Source organism: Kitasatospora sp. NPDC001175 (assembly GCF_053598215.1).
The window spans coordinates 1-26,394 of record NZ_JBSFJU010000084.1; the positions used below are offsets into that span (position 1 = coordinate 1).

Annotated in this window: 22 protein-coding genes and 2 pseudogenes; 8 read left to right on the forward strand and 16 right to left on the reverse strand. The window is 70.9% G+C overall.

What is annotated here, in order from left to right; translation table 11 throughout:
• Window positions 1-441 precede the first annotated feature (441 nt).
• The 3 genes from ACWDAK_RS35610 to ACWDAK_RS35620 all read left to right on the forward strand — a co-directional run bounded on the left by ACWDAK_RS35610 (window position 442) and on the right by ACWDAK_RS35620 (window position 3,341).
• Complete coding sequence (locus tag ACWDAK_RS35610; RefSeq protein WP_344640944.1) at window positions 442-1,059, forward strand: hypothetical protein; 618 nt, start codon at window positions 442-444, stop codon at window positions 1,057-1,059.
• Between the two features lie 317 nt (window positions 1,060-1,376).
• Window positions 1,377-2,393: a hypothetical protein gene (locus tag ACWDAK_RS35615; protein WP_344640945.1), complete on the forward strand. Its 1,017-nt coding sequence runs from the start codon at window positions 1,377-1,379 to the stop codon at window positions 2,391-2,393.
• A gap of 129 nt (window positions 2,394-2,522) precedes the next feature.
• On the forward strand, window positions 2,523-3,341 hold the full coding sequence (locus ACWDAK_RS35620) for an IS4 family transposase (RefSeq protein WP_427395811.1): 819 nt from the start codon (window positions 2,523-2,525) through the stop codon (window positions 3,339-3,341).
• 167 nt (window positions 3,342-3,508) lie between these two features.
• Here the strand turns inward: ACWDAK_RS35620 and ACWDAK_RS35625 are convergent, their stop codons facing one another.
• On the reverse strand, window positions 3,509-4,252 hold the full coding sequence (locus tag ACWDAK_RS35625) for an aminoglycoside phosphotransferase family protein (RefSeq protein ID WP_344640947.1): 744 nt from the start codon (window positions 4,250-4,252) through the stop codon (window positions 3,509-3,511).
• A 213-nt stretch (window positions 4,253-4,465) separates the two neighbouring features.
• On the opposite strand from ACWDAK_RS35625, the gene ligA reads away from it, so the two are divergent.
• A complete protein-coding gene (gene ligA / locus ACWDAK_RS35630) occupies window positions 4,466-6,010 on the forward strand; it encodes an NAD-dependent DNA ligase LigA (RefSeq protein WP_427395810.1) in 1,545 nt (514 codons plus the stop codon).
• Window positions 6,011-6,056: 46 nt separating this feature from the next.
• Here the strand turns inward: ligA and ACWDAK_RS35635 are convergent, their stop codons facing one another.
• From ACWDAK_RS35635 to ACWDAK_RS35650, 4 genes are all read right to left on the reverse strand, one after another.
• Entirely contained in the window at window positions 6,057-6,290 is a 234-nt protein-coding gene (locus ACWDAK_RS35635; RefSeq protein ID WP_344640948.1) for a hypothetical protein, read from the reverse strand.
• 37 nt (window positions 6,291-6,327) lie between these two features.
• Window positions 6,328-7,092: a MerR family transcriptional regulator gene (locus tag ACWDAK_RS35640; RefSeq protein WP_427395809.1), complete on the reverse strand. Its 765-nt coding sequence runs from the start codon at window positions 7,090-7,092 to the stop codon at window positions 6,328-6,330.
• Window positions 7,093-7,408: 316 nt separating this feature from the next.
• Entirely contained in the window at window positions 7,409-9,346 is a 1,938-nt protein-coding gene (locus ACWDAK_RS35645) for a bifunctional metallophosphatase/5'-nucleotidase (RefSeq protein ID WP_427395808.1), read from the reverse strand.
• Between the two features lie 334 nt (window positions 9,347-9,680).
• Entirely contained in the window at window positions 9,681-10,649 is a 969-nt protein-coding gene (locus ACWDAK_RS35650) for an SDR family NAD(P)-dependent oxidoreductase (protein ID WP_344640951.1), read from the reverse strand.
• A gap of 176 nt (window positions 10,650-10,825) precedes the next feature.
• On the opposite strand from ACWDAK_RS35650, the gene ACWDAK_RS35655 reads away from it, so the two are divergent.
• Entirely contained in the window at window positions 10,826-11,314 is a 489-nt protein-coding gene (locus ACWDAK_RS35655; protein ID WP_427395807.1) for a GNAT family N-acetyltransferase, read from the forward strand.
• Between the two features lie 34 nt (window positions 11,315-11,348).
• Here the strand turns inward: ACWDAK_RS35655 and ACWDAK_RS35660 are convergent, their stop codons facing one another.
• Both ACWDAK_RS35660 and ACWDAK_RS35665 read right to left on the reverse strand, forming a co-directional pair.
• Window positions 11,349-11,489, reverse strand: coding sequence for a hypothetical protein (locus ACWDAK_RS35660; RefSeq protein WP_427395806.1), 141 nt, complete (start codon window positions 11,487-11,489; stop codon window positions 11,349-11,351).
• 51 nt (window positions 11,490-11,540) lie between these two features.
• Entirely contained in the window at window positions 11,541-12,902 is a 1,362-nt protein-coding gene (locus tag ACWDAK_RS35665) for a cytochrome P450 (protein WP_427395805.1), read from the reverse strand.
• A gap of 513 nt (window positions 12,903-13,415) precedes the next feature.
• Here ACWDAK_RS35665 and ACWDAK_RS35670 point away from each other — a divergent pair.
• A complete protein-coding gene (locus ACWDAK_RS35670) occupies window positions 13,416-14,318 on the forward strand; it encodes a hypothetical protein (protein WP_344640955.1) in 903 nt (300 codons plus the stop codon).
• Window positions 14,319-14,442: 124 nt separating this feature from the next.
• Here the strand turns inward: ACWDAK_RS35670 and ACWDAK_RS35675 are convergent, their stop codons facing one another.
• The 5 genes from ACWDAK_RS35675 to ACWDAK_RS35695 form a co-directional block, all read right to left on the reverse strand.
• The gene (locus ACWDAK_RS35675; RefSeq protein ID WP_344640956.1) at window positions 14,443-15,318 is read right to left on the reverse strand and encodes an oxidoreductase; all 876 of its coding nucleotides are present in this window, start codon (window positions 15,316-15,318) and stop codon (window positions 14,443-14,445) included.
• Window positions 15,319-15,672: 354 nt separating this feature from the next.
• The gene (locus ACWDAK_RS35680) at window positions 15,673-16,863 is read right to left on the reverse strand and encodes an FAD-dependent oxidoreductase (RefSeq protein ID WP_427395804.1); all 1,191 of its coding nucleotides are present in this window, start codon (window positions 16,861-16,863) and stop codon (window positions 15,673-15,675) included.
• A 239-nt stretch (window positions 16,864-17,102) separates the two neighbouring features.
• Entirely contained in the window at window positions 17,103-19,754 is a 2,652-nt protein-coding gene (locus ACWDAK_RS35685) for a SpoIIE family protein phosphatase (RefSeq protein ID WP_449806534.1), read from the reverse strand.
• A 513-nt stretch (window positions 19,755-20,267) separates the two neighbouring features.
• Window positions 20,268-20,891 (reverse strand): RraA family protein, encoded by a 624-nt coding sequence (locus tag ACWDAK_RS35690; protein WP_427395802.1) that lies wholly within the window; start codon window positions 20,889-20,891, stop codon window positions 20,268-20,270.
• 224 nt (window positions 20,892-21,115) lie between these two features.
• A complete protein-coding gene (locus ACWDAK_RS35695; RefSeq protein ID WP_344640960.1) occupies window positions 21,116-22,546 on the reverse strand; it encodes an FAD-dependent oxidoreductase in 1,431 nt (476 codons plus the stop codon).
• 435 nt (window positions 22,547-22,981) lie between these two features.
• Between ACWDAK_RS35695 and ACWDAK_RS35700 the strand changes: the two genes are divergently transcribed.
• Window positions 22,982-23,266, forward strand: coding sequence for a hypothetical protein (locus tag ACWDAK_RS35700; protein ID WP_427395801.1), 285 nt, complete (start codon window positions 22,982-22,984; stop codon window positions 23,264-23,266).
• Between the two features lie 137 nt (window positions 23,267-23,403).
• Here the strand turns inward: ACWDAK_RS35700 and ACWDAK_RS35705 are convergent, their stop codons facing one another.
• Window positions 23,404-23,898, reverse strand: coding sequence for a GNAT family N-acetyltransferase (locus ACWDAK_RS35705; RefSeq protein WP_344640961.1), 495 nt, complete (start codon window positions 23,896-23,898; stop codon window positions 23,404-23,406).
• A 138-nt stretch (window positions 23,899-24,036) separates the two neighbouring features.
• A complete protein-coding gene (locus tag ACWDAK_RS35710; RefSeq protein WP_427395800.1) occupies window positions 24,037-24,438 on the reverse strand; it encodes a transposase in 402 nt (133 codons plus the stop codon).
• Between the two features lie 168 nt (window positions 24,439-24,606).
• Here ACWDAK_RS35710 and ACWDAK_RS35715 point away from each other — a divergent pair.
• Window positions 24,607-24,903: pseudogene (locus tag ACWDAK_RS35715) on the forward strand (SDR family NAD(P)-dependent oxidoreductase); the annotation flags it as partial.
• Between the two features lie 91 nt (window positions 24,904-24,994).
• On the opposite strand, the pseudogene ACWDAK_RS35720 reads toward ACWDAK_RS35715, so the two are convergent.
• Window positions 24,995-25,486: pseudogene (locus ACWDAK_RS35720) on the reverse strand (GNAT family N-acetyltransferase); the annotation flags it as partial.
• Between the two features lie 506 nt (window positions 25,487-25,992).
• Window positions 25,993-26,295 carry a putative quinol monooxygenase gene (locus tag ACWDAK_RS35725; RefSeq protein WP_344640962.1) on the reverse strand — a complete coding sequence of 101 codons (303 nt, stop codon included), beginning with the start codon at window positions 26,293-26,295 and terminating at the stop codon, window positions 25,993-25,995.
• Between the last annotated feature and the right edge of the window lie 99 nt (window positions 26,296-26,394).

Below are 26,394 nucleotides of genomic sequence, written 5' to 3' on the forward strand. Positions count from 1 at the left end.
GAGGCCCTGCCTCTATGCATCCGCAGGCCCGTGATCACCCGATCGAGACTCCCGTTCGATCGGCAAGCGCCCTGATCGGTACGACAACGGCTACTAAGCCCGACCTTCGCAGGTCGTGGGCCTCTGGCGCCGGTCCTCAGAACTGCCTCGCAGACCCCAACGGTTGCGAGAGGAGTTCCCTCATTTGTGAGACGGCCGAACCGGAACCGGCGCTACCGCCATCCGCCTGGCCGATTGGTCCCCAAGGCCGATCCCCGACGCCGCCTTCCAGGTCGCCCGCCCCTCCGCCCACGAGCCATGGATGACAGGCACCCTCGTCTACTCCGAGCCCTTCTGGGCCTTCCACTGCGTCGGCCTCCGCGACCCTGCGGCCGAAGGCCGACCGGACCCGCCAACTGAGCTGCCCTGACGCCCTCTTGTGGGCCTATCTAGACTGCAGACATGGCTTCTGACGCTCCGTTAAGACATGGGTCAAGCTCAACCGACCTGGTTTCCGAGCAGAGCGCCCTCGGCGGCCCTCCTTCGATCACCGTCACGCTGCTCGCCGCCGGGGTGGCGTTCCCGGCCGCGATGTTGCTGGTGACGATTCCGCTGGCGTTCTTGATAGGCGATTTCCTTCCCGCACTCCTGATCACCCTCGGGCTGATCGCCGTCGGGTGCCTGATCTTCCGTGCGGTTCTGGAGTGGGACCTCCGCAGGCAGGTCACCCGAGTGGAGTTCGCACCAGCCGGCACGCCGACCTCCCTGCGCCTCGTCAGGGTGTGTGGCGCAGATCAGCACCTCCCCATCACCGACCTGCTGATGATCGAGGTCACCCAGGTGACCGTCGAGCCGTACTTTGGCGACCCGCTGCCGAGAAGAGTCCACCTCCAGACCGAATTCCTCCTGCGGACCGGCCGGGAGAAGCGGATACCGAACAGGTCCGGCCCGGACCCACAGCCCCTGGTAGACGCCCTGACAGAGCTGCTGGCCCCGCTCGACGTGCCGGTGGAGCTGAAGACCGAGCGGACAGTCCGCAAACGCCAACGCGACTCGTATCACGGCAAGTGGGGCCCCTGAGCTGACCCGAGGCGGCCGGCCCCTCGCCGGCCGCGCGTCGGCCGGGTCCCCTGGGCCGTGCGCCGGTGCGGCCTTGGGGGCCAATCGGCCAGTGTCCCATCTCATTCGATCTTGCTCATGAGTGGGCTCCTGAACAACTCGATGAAGCACAAGCCGACCACCCGGTCGTTTTTCTTCTTCCATTGTAGCGAGAACTGAAATCTCGCGCCGTCTTGTTCTTGCTGTTTCCGCCGTCTGTTTCCGGGAAGGAACCTTCGAGGGGAGGCCTCTTCCCCCGTAGAAAACAGCACAATCGACTGCTTTCCGGAAGGATTTCCGTGCCTGCTCGCCGCATCATGACGATGCTCGCGTCCACATCCCTGGCTGTGACCGCCCTGCTGGGGTCATCCCCGTCCGCCCAGGCGGACGACCCCGTCTTCTGCGGGATCCCCGTCGGCGGAGCGATCCTCGCCAAGTACAAGGACTACAACTACGACCGGGGATTTCTCGGCTGCCCGAAGACGACCGAGCTGGTCAACCCGGACGGCGTCGGCCGCAGGCAGGAATTCACCGGGGGAACCGTCTACTGGAAGCCCGCTACGGGCGCCCATCCCGTTGGGGGCGCCATCGGCGCGAAGTGGGCGGACAAGAACTGGGAGTCCGGTCCGCTTGGGTACCCCACGTCGGACGAGCTGGCGAACCCCGACGGATTCGGCCGCCGTCAGGAGTTCGAAGGCGGCTCCGTCTACTGGGCGTCCGCCTACGGCGCGCACCCCGTATGGGGGAAGATCGGGAAGCTGTGGGGGGATTACGGCTGGGAGGGCGGGTCGTTCGGATATCCCACCTCGGACGAGAAAACCGACACTGCGACGAACCAGACGTACCAGAATTTCTCCAACCGGCAGAGCACGCTGTTCTGGAGTTCCGGACACCGGGAGGAGGGATGTTCGGGAGAATGCACGGGCTATCTGAGCGAGGCCGCCACGGACTGGTTCAAACAGGTGCGCGTCGAGATCCCCGCCGCTTTCCCGAACGAGGTGGTCATCCGCGCCTATCCGACGGACGCAGGATTCCGCAACGCGGTCGGTGATCTCGGCGGCGCCTGGGACCAGCTGTGGACGATGGCGCCGCCCCCGCAGCAGCTGTCCGTCCAGTCGAAGTACAACTCGGAGTATGAGCAGTTCATCTGCCATGCGAATTTCGTCTTCCCGGATCCGCTCAATTCCTCGGGGTGGAGCACGGGCGACAGCTGGGATGTGGAGTCCTGGCGCGCCGACGTAGGGACCAGCAACGCACTGTCTCCCGTCTTCTTCGCGCTGCACCAGTGCAACTGGGATCCGCAGAACCCGAGCTAGACAGAAACGGCCGCCAGCATTCCGTGCTGGCGGCCGTTTTTCACGGGTTTTTGAGTATGTCGTGCGAGCCGACCCGACGCCCAACGTCGCTTCTGTTGGCTGATCTTGATGGCGTAGGGTCTCGCCCTTGTGGCACGTGATCACATAGCCGGGGACAGCTTCCCGGAGCGGGTCCGGATGGGGCAGCTGACCCGGACGTTCACGCCGGAGCTGGTGCACCAGGCGGTCGAGGAGGCCGGGGCGTGGGAGGAGCGCACGAAGGCGCTGCCGAGCACGCTGATGGTGTACTTCACGCTGGCGATGTGGCTGTTCACCGGGCAGGGGTACGGCGGGGTGCTGCGCGAGCTGCTGGAGAACATCCCGCGTCGGGCGGGTGAGAAGTGGACGCGTCCGGCCCGGACCGGTTCGGTCACCAAGGCGCGTGCCCGGCTGGGGGCGGCGCCGCTGCGCTGGCTGTTCGGCCAGGTGGCCGGGGTGCAGGGCACGCCTGCGACGCCGGGGGTGTTCTGGCGGGGCCGGCGGCTGGTGTCGCTGGACGGCACGCTGTTCGACGTGCCCGCCTCCGACGCCAACGCCGCCTATTTCGGCGGCGGTTCGAACGGCGAGCGGCAGGCGGGTTACCCGCAGGCGCGGATGGTGGCGCTCGGCGAGTGCGGCACCCACGCCGTGGTCGGGGCCGTCTTCGGGCCGTTCGCCACCGGCGAGCGCACCCTCGCGCACCGGCTGCTGCACCACTTGAAGGCCGGCATGCTGCTGCTGGCCGACCGCGGCTTTCCGTCCTTCAGGCTGTGGGAGAAGGCCGCTGCCACCGGGGCCGACCTGCTGTGGCGGGTGTCGGACTCCTTCCGCCTGCCGGTGGTGGAAGTACTGCCCGACGGCACCTACCTGTCACGCCTGTGCGAGCAGCGCACCAAGCGCACGGTACTGAAGACGGCGGAGCCGAACTAGATCAGCTGAGACAACACCCGGCTTCCAGGCGTCCGGGACCAGACCAACTGAGATTTCCGGCGCCCCGGCGTCTCAACCGATCTGGTCGCGGGACACGGCACGGCCGGATCGGTTGAAGGCCGATGCCAGGGCCCGGAAGGCGACCCACGGCTTGCCTCACGTGGGCGTCACTTGAGGGCGTCTTCAAACACTTTGCGGTGTTCGGCAGTGTGTTCGTGCTCGCGCCGGGACCAGGCGATGCGATCCGAGATCTGCTGGGCAGTGGCTTCGACGGCCTTGAAGCCGACCTGCACCTCCGCCCAGAAACGGACATTACGGGCCTGCCGTTCCAGCATCGCGTCAACGAGCACCGCACGCTCGGGACCAGCCAGGCCGTAGGCGTCGGCCAGCACGCGCACCTGAGTGGCCTGAGCATCCACGGAAGGAGCCTCTGACTTCGACGACAGGCACCACAGCCAGGACATATACCCGATGTCCTCCAGTGGACTGCCCGGCGCGGCCATGTCGAAATCGATGAAGGCGACCGGCATCTCGTCCTGAAAGACAGCGTTGTTCGGCCCCAGGTCGTGGTGGCACACCACCTGATGCTGACCAGCAAGATCACTGCCCCGAGTGGCGTCGTGCATCGCGCGCGCCAGGGCGCCGGCCGCAGCAACCTGCGCGTCGGTCCATGGCTGGAACTTGGGCGGAACCCAGCCCGGCAGATAGCTGAAGGTGTCCCGACCGTCCTGGTCCCGACCGAGATATCGCGGGGCCCCCGTGAAGCCTCGACTCTCCAGTAGATCAAGCAGGGAGGCGACGAACGGTGAGGCAGCCGAGGCCGGTCGTCGGACCGTGTCATCGATGCGGACGACGCCGGAAGTGATGCGGCCTCCCCGCAGGGGGACGACCTCGTCGTCAGTCTCGGGCATGCCACTGGTTCCTCTCCATCGCCACTGTCCATGATGCGGCAGTCACACCGGGCCGCTGCCCGTGGCAGGCCGCCAACGCGGGATGTTGACCCGCGCCTTGAGCGCTCACTCCAGCTGTGTCAGGCAGCTGTCGAGGCGCGCTGTTCCTCGATGCTTCGCGAGCACCAGCGCGTCCCAGGTCCAGCGCTTGAATCGTGACCGGCGTCGTGTCTCATGAGACACGCTGAGCGCGAAGAACGGGAGCAGTTCGAGGTGGCCAACCGGGTGCGCGTAGAGCACGGCGCGACCCCGTTCGCGAATCCGCGCAACGGCGCCGCCGGCACCCTGCGCGCCAAGGACCGTCCGTACCGCATCGAGCTGACCTTCTTCGCCTACGGGGCGGTCGGCCTGGCCGGGCTCGCCCACAGCGAGCTGCTCGCCCGCCTCGCCGAGCTCGGCGCCAACACCGCGGCCACCACCCCCGCGCACCCCGTCCGCTGCGAGGAGCTGTCGCAGATCGAGTCCCGCATCGAGGAGATCGCGGCCCTGCGCGCATCGCTGCCGTTCGGGATCGACGGGATAGTCGTCAAGGCGGACGCCGCCGCCGACCAGGAGCAGGCGGGTTCCGGTTCCCGGGCGCCGCGCTGGGCGGTCGCCTACAAGCTCCCCGCCGTGCACAAGGTCACCCGGCTGCTCGCCGTGGAGTGGAACGTCGGGCGCACCGGGGTGATCGCCCCGCGCGCCGTCCTGGAGCCGGTGGTGGTCGACGGGGTCACCGTGACGTACGCGACCTTGCACAACCCGGCCGACATCACCCGTCGCGGCCTGCTGATCGGCGATCAGGTCTTCGTCCACCGGGCCGGTGATGTGATACCGCGGGTGGAGGCCCCGTTGGTCGAGCAGCGCACCGGCGCGGAGCAGCCGATCGTCTTCCCCGCGGTCTGCCCCCGCTGCGGCGACGGGATCGACACCTCGCAGCAGCGCTGGCGCTGTGTCCGTGGCCGTGGCTGCCAGGCCGTCGCCTCCATCCGCTACGCGGTCGGCCGGGACCAGCTGGACGTCGAGGGACTCGGCGGCACTCGCGCCGTGCAGCTCGTCGACGCCGGGCTGGTCGCCGACGTCGCGGACCTCTTCACACTGACCAGGGAGCAGCTGCTCGCCCTGGACCGGATGGGCGGGACCAGCGCCGACAACCTGCTGGCCGCCGTCGAGGCGGCCCGGACGAGGCCGCTGAACCGGGTGTTCTGCGCACTCGGAGTCCGGGGCACCGGCCGGTCGATGTCGCGGCGCATCGCGAACCACTTCGGCAGTATGGCCGCCATCCGCGCGGCCGACGAGGCGGCCTTGGCCGAGGTCGAGGGCATCGGCGCGGAGAAGGCTTCGGTGATCCTCGCCGAGCTCGCCGAACTCGCCCCCGTGCTCGACAAGCTCGCCGCCCAGGGCGTCGGGGTCGGCGAGACGGCTCCCGACGCGGCTGTCGTGCCGGCCGGTGCCGACGGTGTCGTCGGCCCGCCGGTGGTCCAGGCGGGTCCGCTCGCGGGAGAGGCCGTAGTGGTCACCGGCAGCATGACCGGTCCACTCGGAGCGCTCTCCCGCAACGAGATGAACGAACTGATCGAGCGGGCCGGCGGCAAGGCCTCGTCCTCGGTCTCCAAGCGCACCACCGTCCTCGTCGCAGGCGAGAAGGCCGGCTCCAAGCGGACCAAGGCAGAGGAGCTCGGCATACGGATCCTCACTCCGCAGGAGTTCGCCGAGCTGGTGGCCGACCTGCTCGCCTGACGGCCGACCTGATCCCCTCTGGTCATCGGCCCGGCGCCGGGGCTCCTCAGCGGTCCGTCGGCCCGCCCGGTCGTGCGGCGTCGCGGTCGCGCCCGGACGCCGTGCCGGCGGCGGTGCGCCCCAGCCGTACGTAGGTGACGACGGCCGGCACCGCGAGCGCCGGGCTGGCCGAGAGGGACACGGCCCACGGCAGTACGCCGGCGGCGGCCGGCAGCACGAGTGCGAGGAGCATCGGCACCGTGGCGAGCAGGGCGATACCGACACGGAGTCGAGAGGACATGTCCACTCCTGGGAAGGTGATCAAGCCGGACAAGGCGTCACATCGAAGCGCGGGCGCGGTCGAGATAGTCGGTCAGCTCGGGCCAGCCGCCGGCCGGGATGGTGGGGTCGCCGGACAGCGCGGCGGGTTCCTCCCTCCAGGCGGCACGGACCGCCGTGGAGATGCCGGCGTCACCTCCGTTGAACAGCGCACTCAGCTCGTCCATTCGCCGGACCAGCTTCCGCACCTGCGGTGCGCTCGGGTCGACCCCGGAGGTCCGCAACGCCTCGGCCCTGCGGTACAGCTCGGGCCATTCGACCTCCAGGAGGTAGTGCACGGCTGGTCCGAGGGCCGCAGTCCGCTCGCGCAGGGCCCGGATCTGGTCCTCGTCGAGGTGGCGCCGCAGCGCGAGTTCGATTTCCGGGCCGGCACCGCGCATCGCCCGGAGCACCCCGACCAGGGTGCTGACGTCCGGCTCACGTTCGGCGGCCAGCTCGCCGTGGACGTGGGCCAGTCGCTGCCGCAGGGTCTGCAGGGCGGTGACGGACTCCTCGACCCGGTCCAGGTGTTCGCGCAGCAGCCGGACCGGGTCGACCCCGGCGTCCAGGCAGGTGGCGATGGACTCCAGGCCCAGGCCGAGCCCGCGCAGCGCGAGCACCTGGTACAGCCGGACCACGTCCTGCTCGGTGTACTCGCGGTGCCCGCCATCCGTGCGCCGCGAGGGGCTGAGCAGCCCGATCTGGTCCCAGTGGTGCAGGGTGCGTACCGTCAGCCCGCTCGCCTCGGCGAGCGCGCCGACCTTCCATGTCTGTTCGAAGCTCATGAAGTAAACGATGCGTCCTGACGTCGCGTGAGGTGCAAGTCCGGCCGCCGGAACCACCGGCGACCGTTTGCGCCGGGCATCGGTGCCGGGAATGATCTTCGCCCCGACCGGTAGTCCACCGGCCGGGATCCATCCGCAGGCACCGTACGAGGCCGGCCGGAGCTCCGGTACCGCCGCCGTACCGTCCTCGCCCGCGGTGTCGCCGCACGGATGGCCCGGGGAACCCGGCCGGACAACTCCTCCTGCCCCGGTCGCCTGCTGCCGATGCCCCGGCCGCCGTCGGATGCCGAACGGTGGCCGGGGCGCGGCGCCCGGTTCAGCAGGGGACCCGGAACCCGTCGACGGCGGTCCGGGCGGCGGCCTCGGCGCGCCGCCCGGCACCGCCGGCCGAAGCCGCCGAGCGCGGTGCCGCGAGTTCGCCGATCCGGGCGCCCCGCCCTGCGGCGTTCTTGACCGAGACCCGGTTCAGCGGTGCCGGGCTGATCCGCTTGCGCGCCTTCACATAGCCGGCGAAACTCTCGAAGTCCCTGGTGTGCCTGAAGGGTTCGGTGTAGCCGGTGAACGCCGGGTACCCGTCTCCGTTGACCAGCGTGTACGCGGGCATCGCGATCCGGTAGGAGCGGGCCGGGTCCAGTGGCTTCCCGTCGATCAGGACCTCGCGGGGATCGACCCGGTGGCCGGCAGGGCCGGTGGCGTCGAAGCTGTAGTGGACGTTGTGCGAGACGGCCAGCGGCGCGAACTGCAGCCTGCCGCCCCCGACATCGGTCCACTGCTGTTCCAGGGCGTCGTGGATCTGCGCCCCGGTGACGGTGACGGTGATGATCGCGTCGCCGTACCCGACGGCGTTGAACACCTGCCCGAAGGTGACCGTCCCGCCCGAATGGGCGTCATGGTCGAGGTCCGCGCCGATGATGCACTGGCCGAAGCGCGGTGCGATGGCGATGACGGCCAGTTCGGCCGGCGTGTTGGGGAATGCGTTGCCGTCGTTCATCGGGCCCTGCGGCTGCCGTCCGGCCCAGTAGGCCCAGTCGGCCACCAGGTTGCCGAGGGTGCTTTCGCCCGCCCGGTTGGTCTGCCGGGTGAAGGAGGCAGTCTGCTTGGCGATGGCGGTCCTCGCGCGCCGCTCGGCGTACCCGGCCCAGTAGTCCACCACCTGCTTCAGCTCCGGATCTGGTGCCACGTCACGGGTGTTGGGATGGTTGACGGAGGTGGTGAGCGTGCGCACCACCCGGCCGGTCGCCGGATCGAGCCGCAGGTTGATCTCGTTGATCAGCTGGCCGTAGCACCCGGCCTCCACGAACGGACGCGGTACGCCGTTCGGATCGGGGACCATCATGTTGAACGCGCAGTGCCAGTGGCCGGTGACGATCGCGTCGATGTCGGGGGAGACCCGCAGTGCCAGCTCGTAGGCCGGCCCCGAGGGGTTGCTGCCGCTGTTGAAGTCGGTGCCGGCCACCGCACCGTCGTGCATGCTGAGCACGATCGCATTGACACCGCGTGACTTGAGCTCCGCCGCACAGCGGTTGGCGCTCTCGATCTCGTCCAGGGAGGCCAGCGCCGGCTGGAAGGACGCCGGGAAGGACTCGGTGCCGATCGCGGTCAGATGGATGAAGCCGATCGGGAGCCTGCGCCCCCGGCCGGCGTCCACCCACTCGATGTTGTACGGCGGCAGGACCGTGCGGTTGCTCGCCTTCCACACCATGTTGGCGCTGTAGTAGCGGAAGTCGGCGCCCTTGAACCGGTGCCCGCCGGAGTCCTGGAAGGAGTCGTCCCAGCCGGTCTGCGGGAACGGGACGCCCTTCGCCATGTGCTGGGTGAGGAATGCCGGCGACTTGTCGAACTCGTGGTTCCCGGCCGAGGCGAAGTCCAGCCTCATCCGGTTGAGCGCCTCGATGGTCGGCTCGTCGGCGAAGGCCGCCGCGTCGAACTCCCAGCCGGAGAAGAGGTCTCCGGGCGCGAAGAAGAGGGAGTTCCTTCGCCCCGCCCGGAGCCTGTTCAGATGGGCCGCCAGATAGGCCACCCCGCCGACGGTGTACTTCTGGCCTGCAGCACCGGTGATCACCGCGTCTCCGGCCGGTGCCGCCTGCAGATAGCCGTGCAGGTCGGTGATGTTGAGGAGTTGTACGTCGACGTACTCGTCGGCCGTGGCCGCGTCCCGGGCATGGTCGCCGGCGAAGGCCGGAGTGCCGATGGCGGCGACGGTGGCGATGGCGCCTGCGCTGGTGATGAAAGCCCGCCGTCCGATCTCTCGCACTGGCTTCACTCTCCTGCGGATGTCTCCTACGGTTGAGGGACACATGACGGGGAGACAGGGAACGCCCTGTCATCGGTCCCTGTACCGCCAGGGTGCCGAGCCGCAGGTGGCGGCCGGAATCCGCCCGGCATGAACAGTGCGTGCACATCCGGCGTCAGCCGTGCGCCGCCACAACTGCCGCCGCCCCGCGCCCGGTCGGGGCTCCCCGGCGCATCGGACCCGGGGGACGGCCTTCCCGCCCCGACCGGCGCACGACCGGCGCTCGGCCAGTGCGTGACCGACGACCACTGGCAGTGGTCGGCCGCGGCTGGCGACGGATGGAAACGGCTGGTCATCAGGCGCGGGCGAAGCCGTCGACACCGGTGAGTTCGGCGGACAGCTCCCACAGGCGGGCGGCCTGAGCGGGATCGGTGGCATAGGCGCGCACACCGGTGAGCGGGGCGTCCTCGGGCGTGGTGAGCTCGGCGACGTCGCAGTCCTCGCAGTAGAGGCCGCCCAGTTCCGCGAGCCCAGGTGAGGTCGCCGCCCACACCTGGGTGGCCGCGCCCTGCTCGGGGGTCTTGAAGCCGGGATCCGCGGGTTCGCCGTCCTCGTCGATCCAGCCGAAGGACGTCATCTCCGCCTTGGTGAGGTGGCGTTGCAGCGGGGTGAGGATGCTGCCGGGGTGCAGTGAGAACGCCCTGACTCCGAACTCCCTTCCGAGCGCGTCGAGATGCAGTGCGAACAGCGCATTGGCGGTCTTCGCCTGGCCGTACGCCTGCGTCCGGTCGTAGCCGTGCTCGAAGTGCGGGTCGTGCCAGCGGATGTCGGAGAAGTGGTGTGCCGCCGAGGAGACCGAGACCACGCGCGCGCCGCCGTCCGCGATGGCCGGCCAGAGGTGGTTGACCAGGGCGTAGTGACCGAGATGGTTGATCGCGAAGTGCGCCTCCCACCCGGGACCGGTCCTGGTCGGCGGCAGCGCCATGACCCCGGCGTTGTTGATGACGATGTCGACCGCGCGACCCGAGGCGAGGAAGCGTTCGGCGAACCCCCGCACGCTGTCGAGGTCGGCGAGATCGAGCTCGTCGACCTCGACGCCCTCGATCCCCACCACCGCCGCCAGGGCGGTCGCCGGCCGTCGGGCCGGGACGATGATCCGGGCACCGGCACGGGCCAGTGCACGGGTGGTGTCCAACCCGATGCCGGAGTAGCCGCCGGTGACGATCGCGAGCTTGCCGGAGAGGTCGATGCCGCGCAGGACGTCGTCCGCACTGCTGCGCGCCGAGAAGCCCGAACCGATCCTGTGCTGAGAAGTCGTGGTCATGGAGCCGAGGCTAGGAACTGGAGTGCGCTCCAAGTCAAGGAAGGCCGGCGCGTGGAAGGGCGGGCCGCGCAGGGCGCGCCGGCCGACGGAACGTGCCCGGTGGATCCGCCCGCCCGGACCCACGACCTCCGGAAAATCCCTGGCGCACCGTCAGACGCAACCGGCATCCTGTCCGCATGCTGATCAGGGAAGCCACCACCGAGGACTGGCCCGCCATCCGGCCCTTCTTCCAGCAGATCGTCACCGCTGGGGAGACCTTCCCCTACCCGGTCGATCTCACCCAGGAACAGGGCCGCGACTGGTGGCTGCTGCCGGCCCCGGACCGTACGGTCGTCGCGGTCGACGAGAGCGGTACCGTCCTGGGCACGGCGAAGATGAACCGCAACCGCATGGGCAACGGCTCGCACATCGCCAGCGCCAGCTACATGGTCGACCCGGCACACTCCGGGCGGGGCGTCGGCCGGGCCCTGTGCGAGTACACGCTGGAGTGGGCACGAGCCGAGGGCTACCGGGGGATGCAGTTCAACGCCGTCGTGGAGACCAACGAGCACGCCGTGAAGCTCTACCGCTCGCTCGGCTTCGAGGTGCTGGGCACGGTGCCGGAGGGCTTCCGGCACCCGGAGAAGGGCTATGTGGGCCTGCACATGATGTACCGCCCGCTCTGAGCCGGACCCCCGGCCTACCCCGTACGGCGGTGGATCAGACCAGCCAGTCGCCCGGCAGCGTCTCGCACAGCGCGCCCAGCGCCTCCTCGGAGCGGGCCCGCGCGGAGAGGCAGAACCCGTCCAGCTCGCGAATGAGCACGTCCGGGCCGGCGAACCAGCGCATGTCGCGACCCACGTCAGGCAGCCCGCACCTCACGCCGTGCCGCTGACAACCCGGCCTCCGGGATCAACGGCGGGCCCTGATGACGGCGGGCATGGGACCGTCGGGACGGACGATGAAGCCGAAGACGGCCGCACTCGGAGTCGACCGGAAGGCCGGTGTGAAGGCGGGCAGCAGCTGCTCCAGGACCACCGTCATCTCACGCACCGCGAACTGCAGCCCGAGGCAGGCCCGGGCCCCCAGCCCGAACGGCAGGTACGCGCCGAGCTGGCCCGGGCGGCGTCCGGGAACGGTGAACCGCTCGGGGTCGAACCGGTCGGGATCCGGCCACGATCCGGGATCACGGTGGGTCAGGTAGGGCGAGACGAAGACATCGGTGCCCGCCTCGATCCGGAAGCCGTCGAGGACGTCGTCCTCGACCGCGTGGCGGGGCAGCAGCCACGCCGGGGGATAGAGCCGCAGGGTCTCGCTGACCAGGGCCTGGACGGCGTCCCGGCGTGCCGGGGAGCCCTCGGCCCCGGCGGCCATCGCCCAGTCGGTCCACCGCGGGTGACGGTCGAGCAGCAGGTACAGCCAGGCCAGTGTCCTCGCGGTGGTCTCGTGCCCGGCGACCAGCAGTGTGACCAGTTCGTCGCGGATCAGCCGGTCGGTGTACTCGGGACGGCTGGTGGCCAGATCCAGCAGGACGTGCAGCAGGCCCGGGCCGTCCGGGCCGGCGTCGCCCCGGCGGGCGGCCGCGATCGCGTGCCCGGCGACGGCGTCGATCCGGGCCAGGTCCGCGGCCAACGCCGACTCGACGGCGGCCTGCGCGGCGGGCACCCCGGCCGCTGGCACCGTGGGGGTGGTCGGCAGGGCGGCCACCACCGCCTCGATGGCGGCAAGTTCGCGATGGGTCGCGGCATCGAGCGGATGGCCGGTCAGCGAGCGCCAGATGGTGTCCAGGGCGAAGAACCGCAGGTCCTCGCCGACATCGGTCTCCCGGCCGGTTCGGGCGCACTCGGCCCAGTGAGCTGAGGTACGCCGTGCGGCCTCGGCGATCCGCTGCTCGTAGCGGCGGATCCCGGTGCCGGTGAACTGGGCCTGCAGCAGGCGGCGTTGACGCCGCCACGGCTCGCCCGAGGCGGAGAGCACCCCGTCGCCGACCAGCATCCGGGCGCGGTGCGAGCGCTTGACGTACCGGTCCGGATGCCGGGCGAGCACGTGCTGCACCGCCTGCGCACCGGTGACCAGCACCGTCGGGCGTGGACCGAGCCGGACGGCGCCGACCCCGCCGAGCGCGCTGACCAGGCCCAGCAGTTCGACCAACTGCCCGCCGGACGCACGCCACTGCTCGACGACGGACGCGTCGAGCTCCGGCGGCGGACCTTCCGTTCCGCGGCCGCCGCCGGCGGGCGAGCTGGGAGCGACGTCGGGGACCTCCGTGGCCAAGGCGGTTCCTCCTGCTCGACGTGGTGCGGATGCACGTGCCTGTGACGATACGTCAGCGAAGGCACGCGTACGGACGAGACGGCCGAAGCCCGGGAACGGGACATGTGGCGTTCAAGCGGGCGAGCGGGGGCAGCCCGTCGCACCGGCGTCGGCAGGCGGGCGGCAGGCCAGAACGGTGATCGAATGGACAGGCACAGCATCGGCAAACACCCTCCACGCGGCAAGACCACCGATCCCGTCGGCCTGACCGTCCCGAGGACGCGCCACCCGCTCGGCACCCGCCGACCACGTCCCCGCGCGGACCGCTGAACCGGCCGAACCGGCGCGTATACCACCCGCCGGAGCTCGCCCGAGCCCCTGCCGGCGACGCCTCGCCGACCCGTCGTCCGACCGCTCGCGCAGCCGCGCCAGAGCATTGGTCCAAATCGGTTCGCCTCGCGCCGAAACCGCTGCACCGCGCGGGCGCCTGGGGATCCTTCGCGCGGCGGAAAGCCATCCGATGAAAGGATCTCCATGCCGGACCAACTGCTCAACCGCGCCGCACGAGTGGCGGCCGTCGCCGCCGTCGCCCTGGCCACGGTCGTCGCCTCGGCGGGCGCCGCGGGCGCGGAGTCGCCCGAGGAACGCCCGATCGAGGTCAAGGTCGACAGGGCGGGCATCCAGGCGCCGCAGAACCACCTCGGCGGCCTGGTCAGTTTCCGGGTCAAGACCGATGACCCGAACGGCCGTCAGCTCCAGCTGCTGCGCCCGCACGCCGGAGTGGCCATCGACAAGGTGCTGCACGACCTGGCCAACTCGATGAGCCGCAGGCCGTCCACCGCGGCCGCGGGTATCCGGGCGGTCCGCGGGGAGGCCGAGGCGCTCGGCGGAGCCATGGTCACCCCGCGCGTCCACGAGCAGTTCACCGAGGAGGTCGCCCCCGGCACCGTCTACCTGCTGGACCTCACCGCCTTCCGGGCGGACCCGGCCCACCCGGTGATGCGGACCATGGAGCTGGCCGGTACGAACGGGATGAACGCCAACCAGGCCCGTTACCCGCACGGCATCGTGGTCCACCGCACCACGCTGGACGGTCCGCGCTTCCAGACCGACGACCTGGACCACGTCCACCTGGCCTACCTGGTGCACAACGGCTCGCCCCAGATCCACGAGACGCAGCTGCGGCCGGTCGCCCCCGGCACCACCGACAAGCAGGTCCAGACCTACCTGGAGACGGTCGCGCAGGGCCGTAAGGCGCGCTCCCCGTTCACCGGCCCGCCCACCGGCCTCGGCGCCTTCTCGCCGGACCGCAGCGCGTCGATCCAGGCCCACGGCCTGCAGCCGGGCCGGTACGCGGTGCTCGACATGATGCCCGACGAGGGGACCGGCCTGTCGCACGCCGTTCTCGGCATGCACGAGGTCGTCGACCTGAAGTGACGCCGGGCGGCGGACGGTCCGTCGGCGGGGCGCGACACCGCCCGCGGACCGCCTGCCGATCACACCGCCGGGACCGGTCCGGCCGGACCGGTCCCGGCCCCGGTCACAGGAATGCGGCTGCCCCTCAGTCCTCGAAGTCCGTACCGCGGCCGATGGACTCCCAGGCCAGGGCCTGCGCGCGAGCGGCGTCCAGATGGCCGAGGATCCCGTCGACGGCGTCGTTGCCGAGCACCAGCCGCAGCGGGGTGTGCTCGGCGTCCAGCGCGGTCAGGATCGCCGCGGCCGCCTTGGCGGGGTCGCCCGGCTGCTTGCCGTCGCTGCCCGGCAACCCGGACCGGACGGGGCCGACGGTCTCCTCGTAGGCGGGAATGGCCGCGGACTGCTGCAGGGCGCCGCCCCCGGCGAATCCGGTCCGGAACGCGCCGGGCTCGACCACCAGCACCTTGATCCCGAACGGGGCCACCTCCTGGGCGAGCGCCTCGGACAGGCCCTCCAGCGCGAACTTGGTCGCCGAGTAGGCGCCGACACCCGGGAACGAGAAGCGCCCGCCCATGCTGCTCATCTGCACGACCGCACCCGAACCCTGATGCCGCATCTGGGGCAGCACCGCGCGGGTGAGCGCGGCGGGGCCGAAGAAGTGAAGCTCCATCAGATCGCGCAACTCGCGGTCGGTGGACTCCTCGACCGCACCGATCAGCCCGCGGCCCGCGTTGTTCACCAGTACGTCGATCCGCCCGTACCAGAGCAGGACCTCGGCCACCACGGCGCTGATCCGGGCCGGATCGGTGACGTCAAGGGCGACCGGGATCACCCGGTCGGGATGCGCGGCGGCCAGCGCGTCCAGCGCCTCCGGCCGGCGGGCCGCCGCCACGACGGTGTCACCGGCGGTGACGGCGGCCTCGGTGATCGCCTGGCCGAAGCCGGACGAGGCGCCGGTGATCAGCCAGACCCGTCCGTGGGCGGTGCGCTCGGCGGGCTGGGCTGGGGGCACGCTGGACATCTGCATCTCCTCGGTCCGCGACGCCCGAATACTCCTGATTTCCGGGCACCGCTTGGTGGTTGACGACTTCAGTTATGCCAGCCGGCTCATCCGATCGTCCAGCACACAGGCCCGGTGGCTCGATGAAGGCCGCTTGTGAACGCCGGATGGAGCTCCGTCAGTTGCACTGTCTGGTCGCGATAGCCGAGGAGCGGGCGGCGCCACGCCGCCACCCGGGCAGTGGGGACGGCCCGACCCGGTCGGCGGTCCTGAGGCTTCCCGAACAGCCCGGACGCGGTGGGCAGTTCGGCGAATTCGCGCGAATTCGCGCGAATTCGCCGGGTGAGCGCCGGCAACGGCTGAGCGGACCGCAGGTCACGCATCCCGGCCGCTGCCGGGCAGCGGGGTGTCCCAGTCGAGCAGGCGGATCAACTCGTCGTCCACCCGGGAGGCCGGACGTGCGGAGTCCTGCGCCTGCGGGCCGGACGAGCCGGGTGGGCGGGTCCGGCTCGCGGTGAGCTGGGCGCTGACCGTGATGTTCTGTTCGACCCGGGGCCTGCGGTGCAGTTCGTAGCAGTCAAGCGCCGAGGCGGTGGTGTCCGCGTCGCGCAGCGCCTTGGCCAGCACCACGGCGTCCTCGAGCGCCATCGAGGCGCCCTGGCCGGTCGCCGGTGAGGCCGCGTGCGCGGCGTCGCCGATGAGCACCGTACGGCGTCCCTGCCAGCGGGTGCCGGGAGCCAGGTGCAGGGCGTTGGTCACCATCAGCCGCTCGTCCGTCGCCGCGACGATGTCGGCGGCCGGTGTGCGGTCGGGGCGCAGCAGCGGCAGCAGGTGTTCTCGCCACTGCTCCGGCGTCGTCCCTGCGATCTCCTCGGCGGTCGCCGCCGGGCCGGGCACCCGCGCGAACCAGTAGGTTTCGGCGGCGGGGGAGACCAGGTAGCCGAACGCGGCGCCGCTGCCGCGGACCATGGTGATCCGGTCCGGCTCGCCGTCCACGGGCACGGCGGCCGTGGTGTAGCCGTAGAAGACGCGCTGGCCCGCGTACTCGGGTCCCGGAGCGGCCGGATCGAGCTGGCTGCGCACGGTCGAGCGGAGCCCGTCGGCCCCCACGACCAGCTCACCGGTGGCCGAACTGCCGTCCGCGAACTCCACGGTGGCGCCCGTTTCGTCCTCGCGGAGGGCGGTGAGGCGCGCCGCGTGGCGGATCGGGATTCCCCGCCGTCGGAGCTCGTGCTGCAGCGCCGCACCCAGTTCGGCACGGCGCAGGCAGCGGTAGCGGGTCAGCGGGTGGTCGGGTTCGCCCAGCGGCACGGCCGCGAGTTCGGTCCCGGTCTCGTCGATCACGTTCATCCGGCTGATCGGGAAGCCGAGGCCGGCCACCGGTTCTGCCGCGTCGATCTGGGCCAGCGCGCGCATGCCGTTGCTCGCCAGGGTGAGGAACGCCCCGATGTCCTCCCCGGTGTCCGGATGCGCCTCGTGGACGGTGACCTCGAACCCGGCCTTGTGCAGTGCCAGGGCCGTCGCCGTCCCGGCGATCCCGCCCCCGATCACCATGATCCCCGCCAACCCGAGTCCCCTTCCCCCTGTCGCCCCGGCGGTCACCGGGACGGAAGATGCCGCCAATGTCCAACCACGACCATAGCGCCGGGGCACCGCTGCACCCGGCCGGACCGGTACACCTGACCTGATCCCGGCTCGGCCCGGTGCGTGGGGCCGCCACCGTGGACGGCCGCGTCTCCCGGGACCCGCGGGGCAAGCGGATCAAGCTTCGCGGACCTGGGCACGGGACGCGTGCGTACGGCTGCTCACCTCGTCCCGGCCTGGCCGGAAGGGGGTGCCACGCGTTGCTCGGTCCAGATGGTCTTGCCCGTCGGGGTGTGGCGGGTGCCCCAGTGCTGGGTGAGGTGGGTGACGATCAGCAGGCCGCGGCCGTTCTCGTCGTCCGGCGCGGGGTGGCGGGGGTGCGGGGTGGTGTCGGTGGCGTCGGAGACCTCGCAGACGAGCGTGTCGTGGTCGTACAGGAGCCGGACATGGATGGGGCCGGAGGCGTGCTGGACGGCGTTGGTGACCAGTTCGGTGAGGATGATCTGGGTGGTGAACACCTCCTCCTCCAGGCCCCAGCGGGCGAGCTGCCGGGCGGCGGCGGTACGGATCGCGGCAACGGCCGTGGGGGCGAAGAGCACGTCCCAGTCGGCGATCCGCTCGGGCCGCAGCAGGTGGGTACGGGCGACCAGCAGAGCGGTGTCGTCGGTGGGGCGCATGGGGGTGAGCGCGGCGAGCACGTCGTCGCAGATCTCCTGCGGGGCGCGGTCGCGCTGGTCGGTGAGGGCGGCGACCAGGGCGCGCTCCCCGGCGGCGAGGTCGTGGGTGTGGTTGGTGATCAGGCCGTTGGTGTAGAGGACGAGAGTACTGCCCTCGGGGAGGTCGAGCCGGGTGGTGTGGAACGGGTGGTGGCCCAGGCCCAGCGGCGGGTTGGTGGGGACGTCGGGCACCTCGACGGTGCCGTCCGGGCGGATCACGACGGGCGCGGGATGGCCGGCACCGGCGAGGGTGCAGGTCCCGGAGGTGGGGTCGTAGATGGCGTAGAGGCAGGTGGCGCCGGCGATGACGGACGGCGAGTCGGAGGTCTCCTGGTCGAGCTGGGTGACCAACTGGTCGAGGTGGGCGAGGAGTTCGTCGGGCGGGAGGTCGAGGGTGGAGAAGTTCTGCACGGCGGTGCGCAGCCGTCCCATGGTGGCCGCGGCGTGCAGGCCGTGCCCGACCACGTCGCCGATGACCAGGGCGGTGCGGGTACCGGGCAGCGGGATGACGTCGTACCAGTCGCCGCTGGCACCGCTGGGGGCGGGCAGGTAGCGGTGGGCGATGTCGAGGGTGGGGTGCGGCGGCAGGGTCCGGGGCAGGAGGTGGCGCTGGAGCGTGGTGGCCATGGTGTGCTCGCGGGTGTAACGGCGGGCGTTGTCGATGGCCAGGGCGGCGCGGTTGGCGAGCTCCACCGCCAGTGAGAGGTCGTCCTCGTCGAAGGGCTCGCTCTCCCGGGTCCGCCAGAAGTTGACGACACCCATCATCACGCCCCTGGCCTGCAGCGGCGCGGTGACGAGGGAGTGGAAGCCGAAGTCGATCACGGCCTGGGTGCGCTCGCGGTCCTGGGTCAGCCAGCCGGCGTCGGCGCTCAGGTCCGGGACGAGCACGGGCTGGCCGCTGACGAAGCCGGTCGCCTGCGGGGTGGTGCCGGCGAAGGTGTGGAGCTCGTCCTCCTGGTAGAGCGGCGAGGGGCCGGGACCGGCGATCGCGACCCGTCGCAGCACGGCCGACGCGCCACTGCCCAGGGCGTGGGGCTCCTCGCCCTCCAGGACGGGCTCGGCGAGGTCGACGGTGGTGTAGTCGGCCAGCCGCGGGGTGGCGATCTGGGCGAGCTCCTGGGCGGTGCGCCGGATGTCCAGGGTGGTGCCGACTGCGAGGCTCGCGTCGTACAGCAGCCTGAGCCGGTTGCGGGCGGTTTCGGCCGTCCCGGTGAGCGTGTGGAGTTCGGTGGTGTCCCGCAGGGTGGCCACGCTGCCGGGCGGACCGCCCTTCCGGTCGGTCGGCCGGTTGTTGATCGCCAGCAGCCGGTCCCCGAGCGGGACCACCTCGTCGGTGACGACCCGCCGGGAGGCCAGCAGCTCCGCCATCCGCGGATCCAGGTGGAGGTCCGGATCGCCGACGACACGGCCCTCGGCATCGGTGGGGAGGTCGAGCAGGCGGCGCGCCTGGTCGTTGGCGAGCAGGATGCGGCCGGTGCCGCCGACGATGACCACCCCTTCGCGGACCGCGTGCAGGACGGCGTCGTGGTGCTCGTACATCCGGGTCATTTCGGCCGTTCCCAGACCGCGGGTCTGGCGGCGCAGCCGGCGGCCCACCAGGGCGGTACCGGTGGTGGCCAGTACCAGGGCGGCCGCTCCGGTGCCCAGCACCAGGGGGAGCTGCTGGTTGATCGCGCTGCTCACCCGGCTGACCTTGAGCCCGGCGGACACGATCCCGATGATGCTCCCGCCCGTGTCGTAGACCGGGACCACGACCTGGAACTCGTGTCCGAGCGGGCCGAGGACGCTCTCGATGGTGATACGACCCTGCTCCAGGGAAGGGGCGATCGTGCCGACGAACTTCTTTCCGATCAGCTGCGGTTCCGGGTGCGTGAAGCGGATGCCGTTGCGGTCGGTGACGACGATGAAGTCGACTCCGGCCTGCTGGCGGGCGATCTCCGTCCGCGGCTGGAGCACCGCACTGGGGTTGGGACCGAGCATGGTGGCCGCCAGGCCAGGAGTGTGCGAGAAGGACTCGGCTGCGGCGAGCGAGCGGTCACGGGCTTCGTCGAAGCGGTCACTGCGTGCCTGGATCAGCAGGGTGACGACGGCGGCCACCACGAGCAGCAGCACGATCAGCACCTGCAGTAGGAACATCTGCCCGGCGACACTGCGCATGCCCGGTCGGCGACGTGCCGACGAGACGGGCGGGACAGCGTCTGGCTGTCGCCGCTCGCGGCGGCCGCTCGGTCGGCGTCGGAACGGCCAGGAGGAGCGGGGCAGGGCTCGGGCCATGGGTAAATGTCTATCCCGGCCCCGCCGTGAGCGGGCCGCACCACGCTGTGGACCTTGCGCCGAGCGAGCGGAAAGCCACTCGCGCTCCCGGTCACGGCGGGCCGCAGGGCCCGCGTACCCCCCGCAGCAGACCGGACCCGCTCCGGCACCACGGCCGGGTCGGTCAGTGCTCCCGTCCGGGGACGGCAGCGTCAGCCTGGCGGAGCCGAAGGACCCGTCTGCCGGCCGCCTGGCGAGCCGCGACGCGGAGGCTGCCACCAGGAGTGAGTGGGTGCAGTCACACGGCTGCGCCGCCCGTGTGGCACAGAGCCGTCCGAGGGGAGCTGCCGTCACGTCGGACGCGCGGCGGAGGGGCGTCCGCGTGGTGGACCGTGTCCTCGGAACTCGAGTCGCCGGTCAGCCCTCGTAGCCCTTCTCGGCCAGGACCTTCTCGATGCGGGCGCGATGCGCCTCCTCCCACGCGTCGAGGGATTCACCGGCCTCCTTGGCCAGCTTCGCCCGGGCGTCGAGGAGTACCCGCTTCCGGCGGGCACCGGGGGTGACCACGATGCCCTCCTCGTCGGCCACCACGATGTCGCCGGCGTTCACGTCCACGCCGCCGCAGCGCACCCGGCCGCCCAGCGGTTCAACTGCTGCCTTGGTGCCCGGGATGGGGATGACTCCCCTGGCGAAGACGGGGAAACCCATCGCCCGGACCTCGGCGAGGTCACGGATCACCCCGTCGACCACGAACGCCGCGATTCCCCGACGCTGGGCGACGGCACAGACGTTTCCGCCGGCGACCGCGTAGTCCACGTCGCCCGCTTCGACGACGATGACCGAGCCGGGCCGGGCACGGTAGATGGCCGCGTGGAGCATCAGGTTGTCGCCCGGAGGGCACCGCACGGTGAACGCCGGTCCGGCGACCCTGGGAACCGAGGGCCACAGCGGGCGGATGCCGATGTCCATGACCTGTTCGCGCCCCAGCAGATCGGCCAGGGTCGTCGGGGGAATGCTCTCGAATCCGGAGACGTCGGTCATGGTCTTCCTCCACCTATCGGGCGCGCCACCTGATCGTCTGATCCGACGATCCGAGAGACGGGCTTGAGATCGATGAGTAGCCTGTCCCGAGATAGTCTTGATGTCAAGATACTTGATATCGACATAACTGGCGCAGGACGGAGCCCGGTGGTCGCGGGGGACGGGACGTCTGGACGCCTCCGAACGGGAGTCGCCAACCGCCGGTGCGCGGAGTTGCGTTGAGGTCAGTCCCGGGCGGTGGGAGGTACGGCGGCCGCACGGCCGCAGGCACTGTTCAGTGCGTCCCAGCCGCTCAGCTTGACGCGTTCGCCCCGGCCCAGCGCGGCGGCGAGTTCGTGCTCCCGCTCGTCGATGCCGAGCCAGTCGGTGTAGCTCACCGGCCGCACACCGCGCGCGGCGAGCAGGTCGGCGAGCGCCGGAGCCGCGGGGTCCGCGCGGTGAACGGGTGCCACGCCATCCACCCGGTCGGCGAGGAGCGTGCGGACGGTCTGCGCCGCGTCGGACTTGTTGCTGCCGATCACACCGGTCGCCCCGCGTTTGAGCCAGCCGGCGACGTACTCGCCCGGCTGCGGGATGCCGTCGGCTCCCAGCACCCGGCCATCGGCGCTGGGGACGACGGCACGACGTTCGTCGAACGGCACCCCGGGAAGCGGCACGCCCTCGTAGCCGACCGATCGCAACACCAGCTGTACCGGGAACTCCGCGAACTCGCCCGTCCCGGTCACCCGACCCGTCTCTGTCGGCATGGTCCGCTCGACCCGCAGCGCCGTCACCCGTTCGGTGCCGATGATCTCCACCGGCCGCAGCCAGAACCTGACCGACACGCGCCTCGGGTGTCCCTGCGGCGACCGCTCGGCCCAGCCCCGGATCACGGCCAGATTGCTGCGCACTCGCCGGTCCGACTCCGCCTCGCCGCCGATCTCTGCGATGGGATCGAACCGGTCGGTCCCGGCCGTGTCGACCGTGATGTCGGCGCTCGGCACCTCTCCGAGTTCGCGGAGTTCCTTGGGGGTGAACCTGGCCTGCGCCGGCCCGCGGCGGCTGATGATGTGGATCTCCTGGACCCTGCTGGCCGCCAGCGCGGCGAGTACCGGCTCCGGTACGTCAGTGGCACTGAAGGCGGCCGCGGGTTTGGCGAGGATCCGCGCCACGTCGAGCGCCACATTGCCGGCTCCGATCACGGCCACCGCCTCGGCATCGAGTTCGAACATCGCCGGATCCGAATCGGGGTGCCCGCAGTACCAGCGGACGAAGTCGGCCGCCGCGGCGCTGCCCGGCAGGTTCTCGCCGGGCACTCGCAGCCGGCGGTCGCGCGGTGCGCCGGTGGCGTACACCACCGCGTCGTAGCACTCGAGGAGCATCTCGCGGGTGACGTCCCGGCCGAAGCACAGACCGCCGAGAAACCGGACCTGCGGGTGTTCGAGCACCCGCCTGAGGTAGTCCGCGATCGACCTGATCGACGGGTGATCGGGGGCGACGCCGTAGCGCACCAGACCATAGGGCGTTGGCAGGCGGTCAAGCACGTCCACCGCGACCTCGAACCCGTCCGCCGAAGCCTGCTTGATCACGGCCTCTGCGGTGTACAGACCGGCCGGACCCGAGCCGACCACCGCCACCCGCAGGCGGGTCGCCGCGGAGTGAGGGCCGCGTGCCACCGCGTGACAGGACGCCGCAGCGGGAGCCGTGCCGACTTGGACCGGTTCGGCCGTCATCGGCCCGGCCTGCCGGTGCCGACCGCTGGCGGCCGACCGACGCCGACCGACCGGGCCGATCCTGGACGGCTCACCCGGCACCGAGCGGCCGGAGCGCACGGGCGGTCGGATGGACGAGACGAGCCCACCTGCGCTGCCATGGCATGCCCCTTCCGCTCCCGGCCGAGCACGGCGGTCGGATCGACGCACGGCGTCCTGACCTTCCGGCTCCGGCTCCCGGCCCCGGCGCTCCGGCGGCTCGGAGGGCGCTCTCGGCTCCATCGTCGCACCTCTCCAGCGTCGGCGGCCCCGAGCCTGCCGCTCCCGGTACCGATCCCGGTGCGGATCGGTGAACCGCCCGCACGCCGTACTTCAAGGCGGACGAGGCGATGCTCCGGCGTGCGCGGGGGTGGGCCGTCCTTCGGCGAGCCGCTCTTCCTGCCGGACGAGAACTTGTCCGGCGCCGGGATCGTGGGTTCCAGCCGAACTCCGCACCTGCGCACCTGCGCACCTGCGCTCGGTGTCCGGCTCGGCACGGACGGCACACTCTCGGACGAGGAGTCCGCCCGGTTGGCCGATCATCAGCCCGAAGACCCCTTCGGTATCGAGAAGTTCGCCTGGCACACGCTCTACCAGGCCTGCCGGGCGGGCATCAGCGGAGGGCACGCCATCGTGTTCCACTGACCGTTGGCTGTCCAGGTGAGTACCGGGAGCCAGCAGCGGTGGTAGACGGCCTCCTCGCCCACAGAACCACCGTCATGCCGGCGTCAGCGGAGAGGTTGTCCAGGGCCGCGTAGCCGGGAACTACCCGTCCTGGTAATTCAGTTGTGGACGTGATCCTGCTGTGGACGTGATCCTGCGTCGCGCCGCCGATGTTGAAGCTCGTCAGGCCGTCGGGCCAGCGGCCTGACCCACCGGCTCCACTGCGCCTCGGCGTGGTAACCGGCGGCGCGCCAGGCATGCTGACCGAGTTCGTTGCGGTCCAGGACCATCGCATCGGCCCTGCGGCCACCAAGCGCCGCGAAGCGTTCATGGGCGGCGGCGAGCAGCGCGGCGGCGATGCCCTGGCGGCGCTGATCCGGGTCGACAGCCAGCCGGTACAGGTGACAGCGCCAGCCGTCGTAGCCGGCGATGACGGTGCCGACTATCGCTCCGTCCCGTTCGGCCACCAGCAGGGCTTCCGGGTCACGGACGAGCAGGCGGGCAACACCGTCCTCGTCGTCGGTGATGCTCGTGCCCTCGGCCGACCGGGCCCAGAAGGCCAGCAGCGCCGGGACTTCGTGGATGCTCGCGGTACGGATCTTGGTTTGGCTCATATGGCCTGCCTACCAGAACCGATACCACTGGTGCGGACATTTTCGGTTGCTGGACGGCGAGTTGACGGTCCACGCGCAGAGGCCGGAACCATGAGGCAGCGGGGACGCCGGCCTGTCACACTCCGTCGGGCCGTTGTGTCAGTGCTGTGCAATCGTCAACACGGCAAGGAGATCACCATGGACGCCCGTCCCAACTTCATGAACACCGTCTGTCCCGGCTGACCCCAGCTGGGACGATCTCGCAAAGGCAGTTGTCATCTCGGTCTCTGAGTCGTCCTGGAGAGCTGCCTTCACCGGGCTGCATCGGCCTGCTCCTCGCGTTCGATCAGCGAACCCGTACGGGCGGTCCCTCAGCAGGAAGGCCAGGAGGGGAACGGCGTATCCGGCGTCCACGACGACCAGCACGTCCGAGTCTCCATCCCCCAACTCCCCGGCACGGATGAGACGTTGAACCAGCTCGCGCAGCTGCTGCGCGGTGACCTCGGCACCGCCCTCACGGCTGCAGCCCGTCACCAGGACTCGGAAGCGGAGCCGCCGCATCGTCCGCTCCGTTGAGTAGGGTGAGCAGGCTGCGGCGGGCGACGTCGACGTGCTCGCCGGCGAGTCGGTCGAGCTCCTTTCCTGCACCGCCCTTCCGCAGCAGCCGGGCCAGTTCGCGGTGCTCGTCAACGACCAGGGCGCAATACTGCCCGCGGGCGAGCGAGACTCTCTGCGTACGGCGCGAGCAAGGCCGCGCTGCACGCGTTCGGCCAGTCCCTCGCCGTCGCCCTGGCACCGCACGGGATCTCGGTGACCTCGGTCGCCCCCGGCTTCACCGCCACCGACAGGGTCGCCGACCGCCTGACCGGCCCGCCGGGGGACGCCCTGCGCGGCCAGAGCCCGTTCGGCAGGGTCGGCACTCCGGAGGAGGTCGCCGCCGCCGTGGTCTACCTGGCATCGGCCGAAGCCACCTGGGCCTCCGGCACGATCCTCGACCTCAACGGGGCGTCACACCTGCGGCTCTGAACCCCCGATCGCAGAGAAAGCGGCCAGGGACGAGAACTGCGGTCACAGGCGGAGCGGTTGCCGGTAGCGAATGCGGTCGGTTGACGAAGCGACGGGTCAGCACGCAGGTGGTGCTGCCGTCGTCCTCGGCAATGTCCCGGACGTGCTCGAAGCCGATTTTCTCCAGTAGGGCCAGCGAAGCGCTGTTCGGTGCAGCCACGGTGGCGTGCACTTCCGTCAGCCCCAGGGTTCCGAAGCCGTGGGCGACGATCGTCTCGGCCAGTTCTCTCCCCAGGCCGGATCCCCAGGCGTCCGGGGTCAGCGCGTAGACGATCTCGTGGCCCTGGACCTCTTCGCTCGGCTTGATTTCAGCGTGTCCGACGTAGCGGCCGTCGCGACGAACGGCCCAGACATCGAACAGGTCCTTGGCATAGACCTTCGTGAAGATGCGCCCGAACAGGGCGCGGTCCTCAGCCTCGGTAGAGGGGCCGTCGCCCATCCACTGCGACACCCTCCGGTCTTGGAACAAGGCGACGAAGTCCTCCTCGTCCTCGGGGGAGTACGGCTCAAGGTGCAGACGCTCGGAGCGCAGAGTCGGGGGCACGGAAGGGACGCTATCAAGCAGTACTTGACGCGGTGAAAGGCATTTGATGCGGTCCCTTCTCACGGTGGACGTGCGGCACGCGGCGTGGCTGCGACCTTTGAGACAGCGCAAGCAGCCACTGCCGACCAGACGGGAGGACGCGTGCATGACTGCCCATGCCGATCCGGGATTCGAATGAGGAGAGGTCTCCGCATCCGCCCGCGTCGTCGGGGTGGCGTCAACTCCGACCGGTCCGACGGTCGGCTGCCTTTTTGCCCGGTGCATGGCACCCGCCACCGCCTTCTACGTCGTCAAGGACGGCTACACGCTGGGAGAGTGATCGCGACCGGCGGGCGCGGCCGGTGAGCGGCCGGACTTCGGGCCGGACTTCGAGCCGGACTTCGAGCCGGACCTCGGGCCGGATGTCTGGCCGGCCGTCGCCGAACGGACGCCTCCTCCCGTCGGCCCAGGGAGGGCAAAAGGGGCGGGGCCGGCTCTTGGCGGCCCCGCCCCTCGGCCGTGCCGGTTCAGGGGAGCTTGGCGGCGAGGACGTCGATGGTGCGGATGTCGGGCGCGGTGGCCAGGTGGGTGGGGGCGATCTTCATAAGGGCGGCGGCGATCCGGCCGTTGATGTGTGCGGTGCGGCCGGTCTCGTCGGCGAAGGTGTCGAAGATCCCGAACACGGTGGGGCTCTCCTTGAAGGCGAACCAGGTGACGGTGAGCTCCTCCTCACGAGCCGATGCCAGGGCGTCGCGCAGCAGCGTCTCCACCTCCTCGGCGTGCTCGGGGAGGGCCTCGATGCGGGCCAGCAGCCCGATGTTCGACGTCATGTGTTCCGTCCTCGCTTGTTGTGGTGGCCCGCGTTCTGCGGGCCCGAATGCGTTGCAGATGCGATCAACCAGGACAAAGCCATCAGCCGGTCGTCATAT

Coding starts and splice junctions, on each gene's coding strand:
- ACWDAK_RS35610 (WP_344640944.1), top strand. CDS start 442: ATGGCTTCTGACGCTCCGTTAAGACATGGGTCAAGCTCAACCGACCTG.
- ACWDAK_RS35625 (WP_344640947.1), bottom strand. CDS start 4,252: ATGCCCGAGACTGACGACGAGGTCGTCCCCCTGCGGGGAGGCCGCATC.
- ligA (WP_427395810.1), top strand. CDS start 4,466: ATGAGACACGCTGAGCGCGAAGAACGGGAGCAGTTCGAGGTGGCCAAC.
- ACWDAK_RS35635 (WP_344640948.1), bottom strand. CDS start 6,290: ATGTCCTCTCGACTCCGTGTCGGTATCGCCCTGCTCGCCACGGTGCCG.
- ACWDAK_RS35640 (WP_427395809.1), bottom strand. CDS start 7,092: ATGAGCTTCGAACAGACATGGAAGGTCGGCGCGCTCGCCGAGGCGAGC.
- ACWDAK_RS35650 (WP_344640951.1), bottom strand. CDS start 10,649: ATGACCACGACTTCTCAGCACAGGATCGGTTCGGGCTTCTCGGCGCGC.
- ACWDAK_RS35655 (WP_427395807.1), top strand. CDS start 10,826: ATGCTGATCAGGGAAGCCACCACCGAGGACTGGCCCGCCATCCGGCCC.
- ACWDAK_RS35670 (WP_344640955.1), top strand. CDS start 13,416: ATGCCGGACCAACTGCTCAACCGCGCCGCACGAGTGGCGGCCGTCGCC.
- ACWDAK_RS35675 (WP_344640956.1), bottom strand. CDS start 15,318: ATGTCCAGCGTGCCCCCAGCCCAGCCCGCCGAGCGCACCGCCCACGGA.
- ACWDAK_RS35685 (WP_449806534.1), bottom strand. CDS start 19,754: ATGCGCAGTGTCGCCGGGCAGATGTTCCTACTGCAGGTGCTGATCGTG.
- ACWDAK_RS35690 (WP_427395802.1), bottom strand. CDS start 20,891: ATGACCGACGTCTCCGGATTCGAGAGCATTCCCCCGACGACCCTGGCC.
- ACWDAK_RS35705 (WP_344640961.1), bottom strand. CDS start 23,898: ATGAGCCAAACCAAGATCCGTACCGCGAGCATCCACGAAGTCCCGGCG.
- ACWDAK_RS35710 (WP_427395800.1), bottom strand. CDS start 24,438: ATGCGGCGGCTCCGCTTCCGAGTCCTGGTGACGGGCTGCAGCCGTGAG.
- ACWDAK_RS35725 (WP_344640962.1), bottom strand. CDS start 26,295: ATGACGTCGAACATCGGGCTGCTGGCCCGCATCGAGGCCCTCCCCGAG.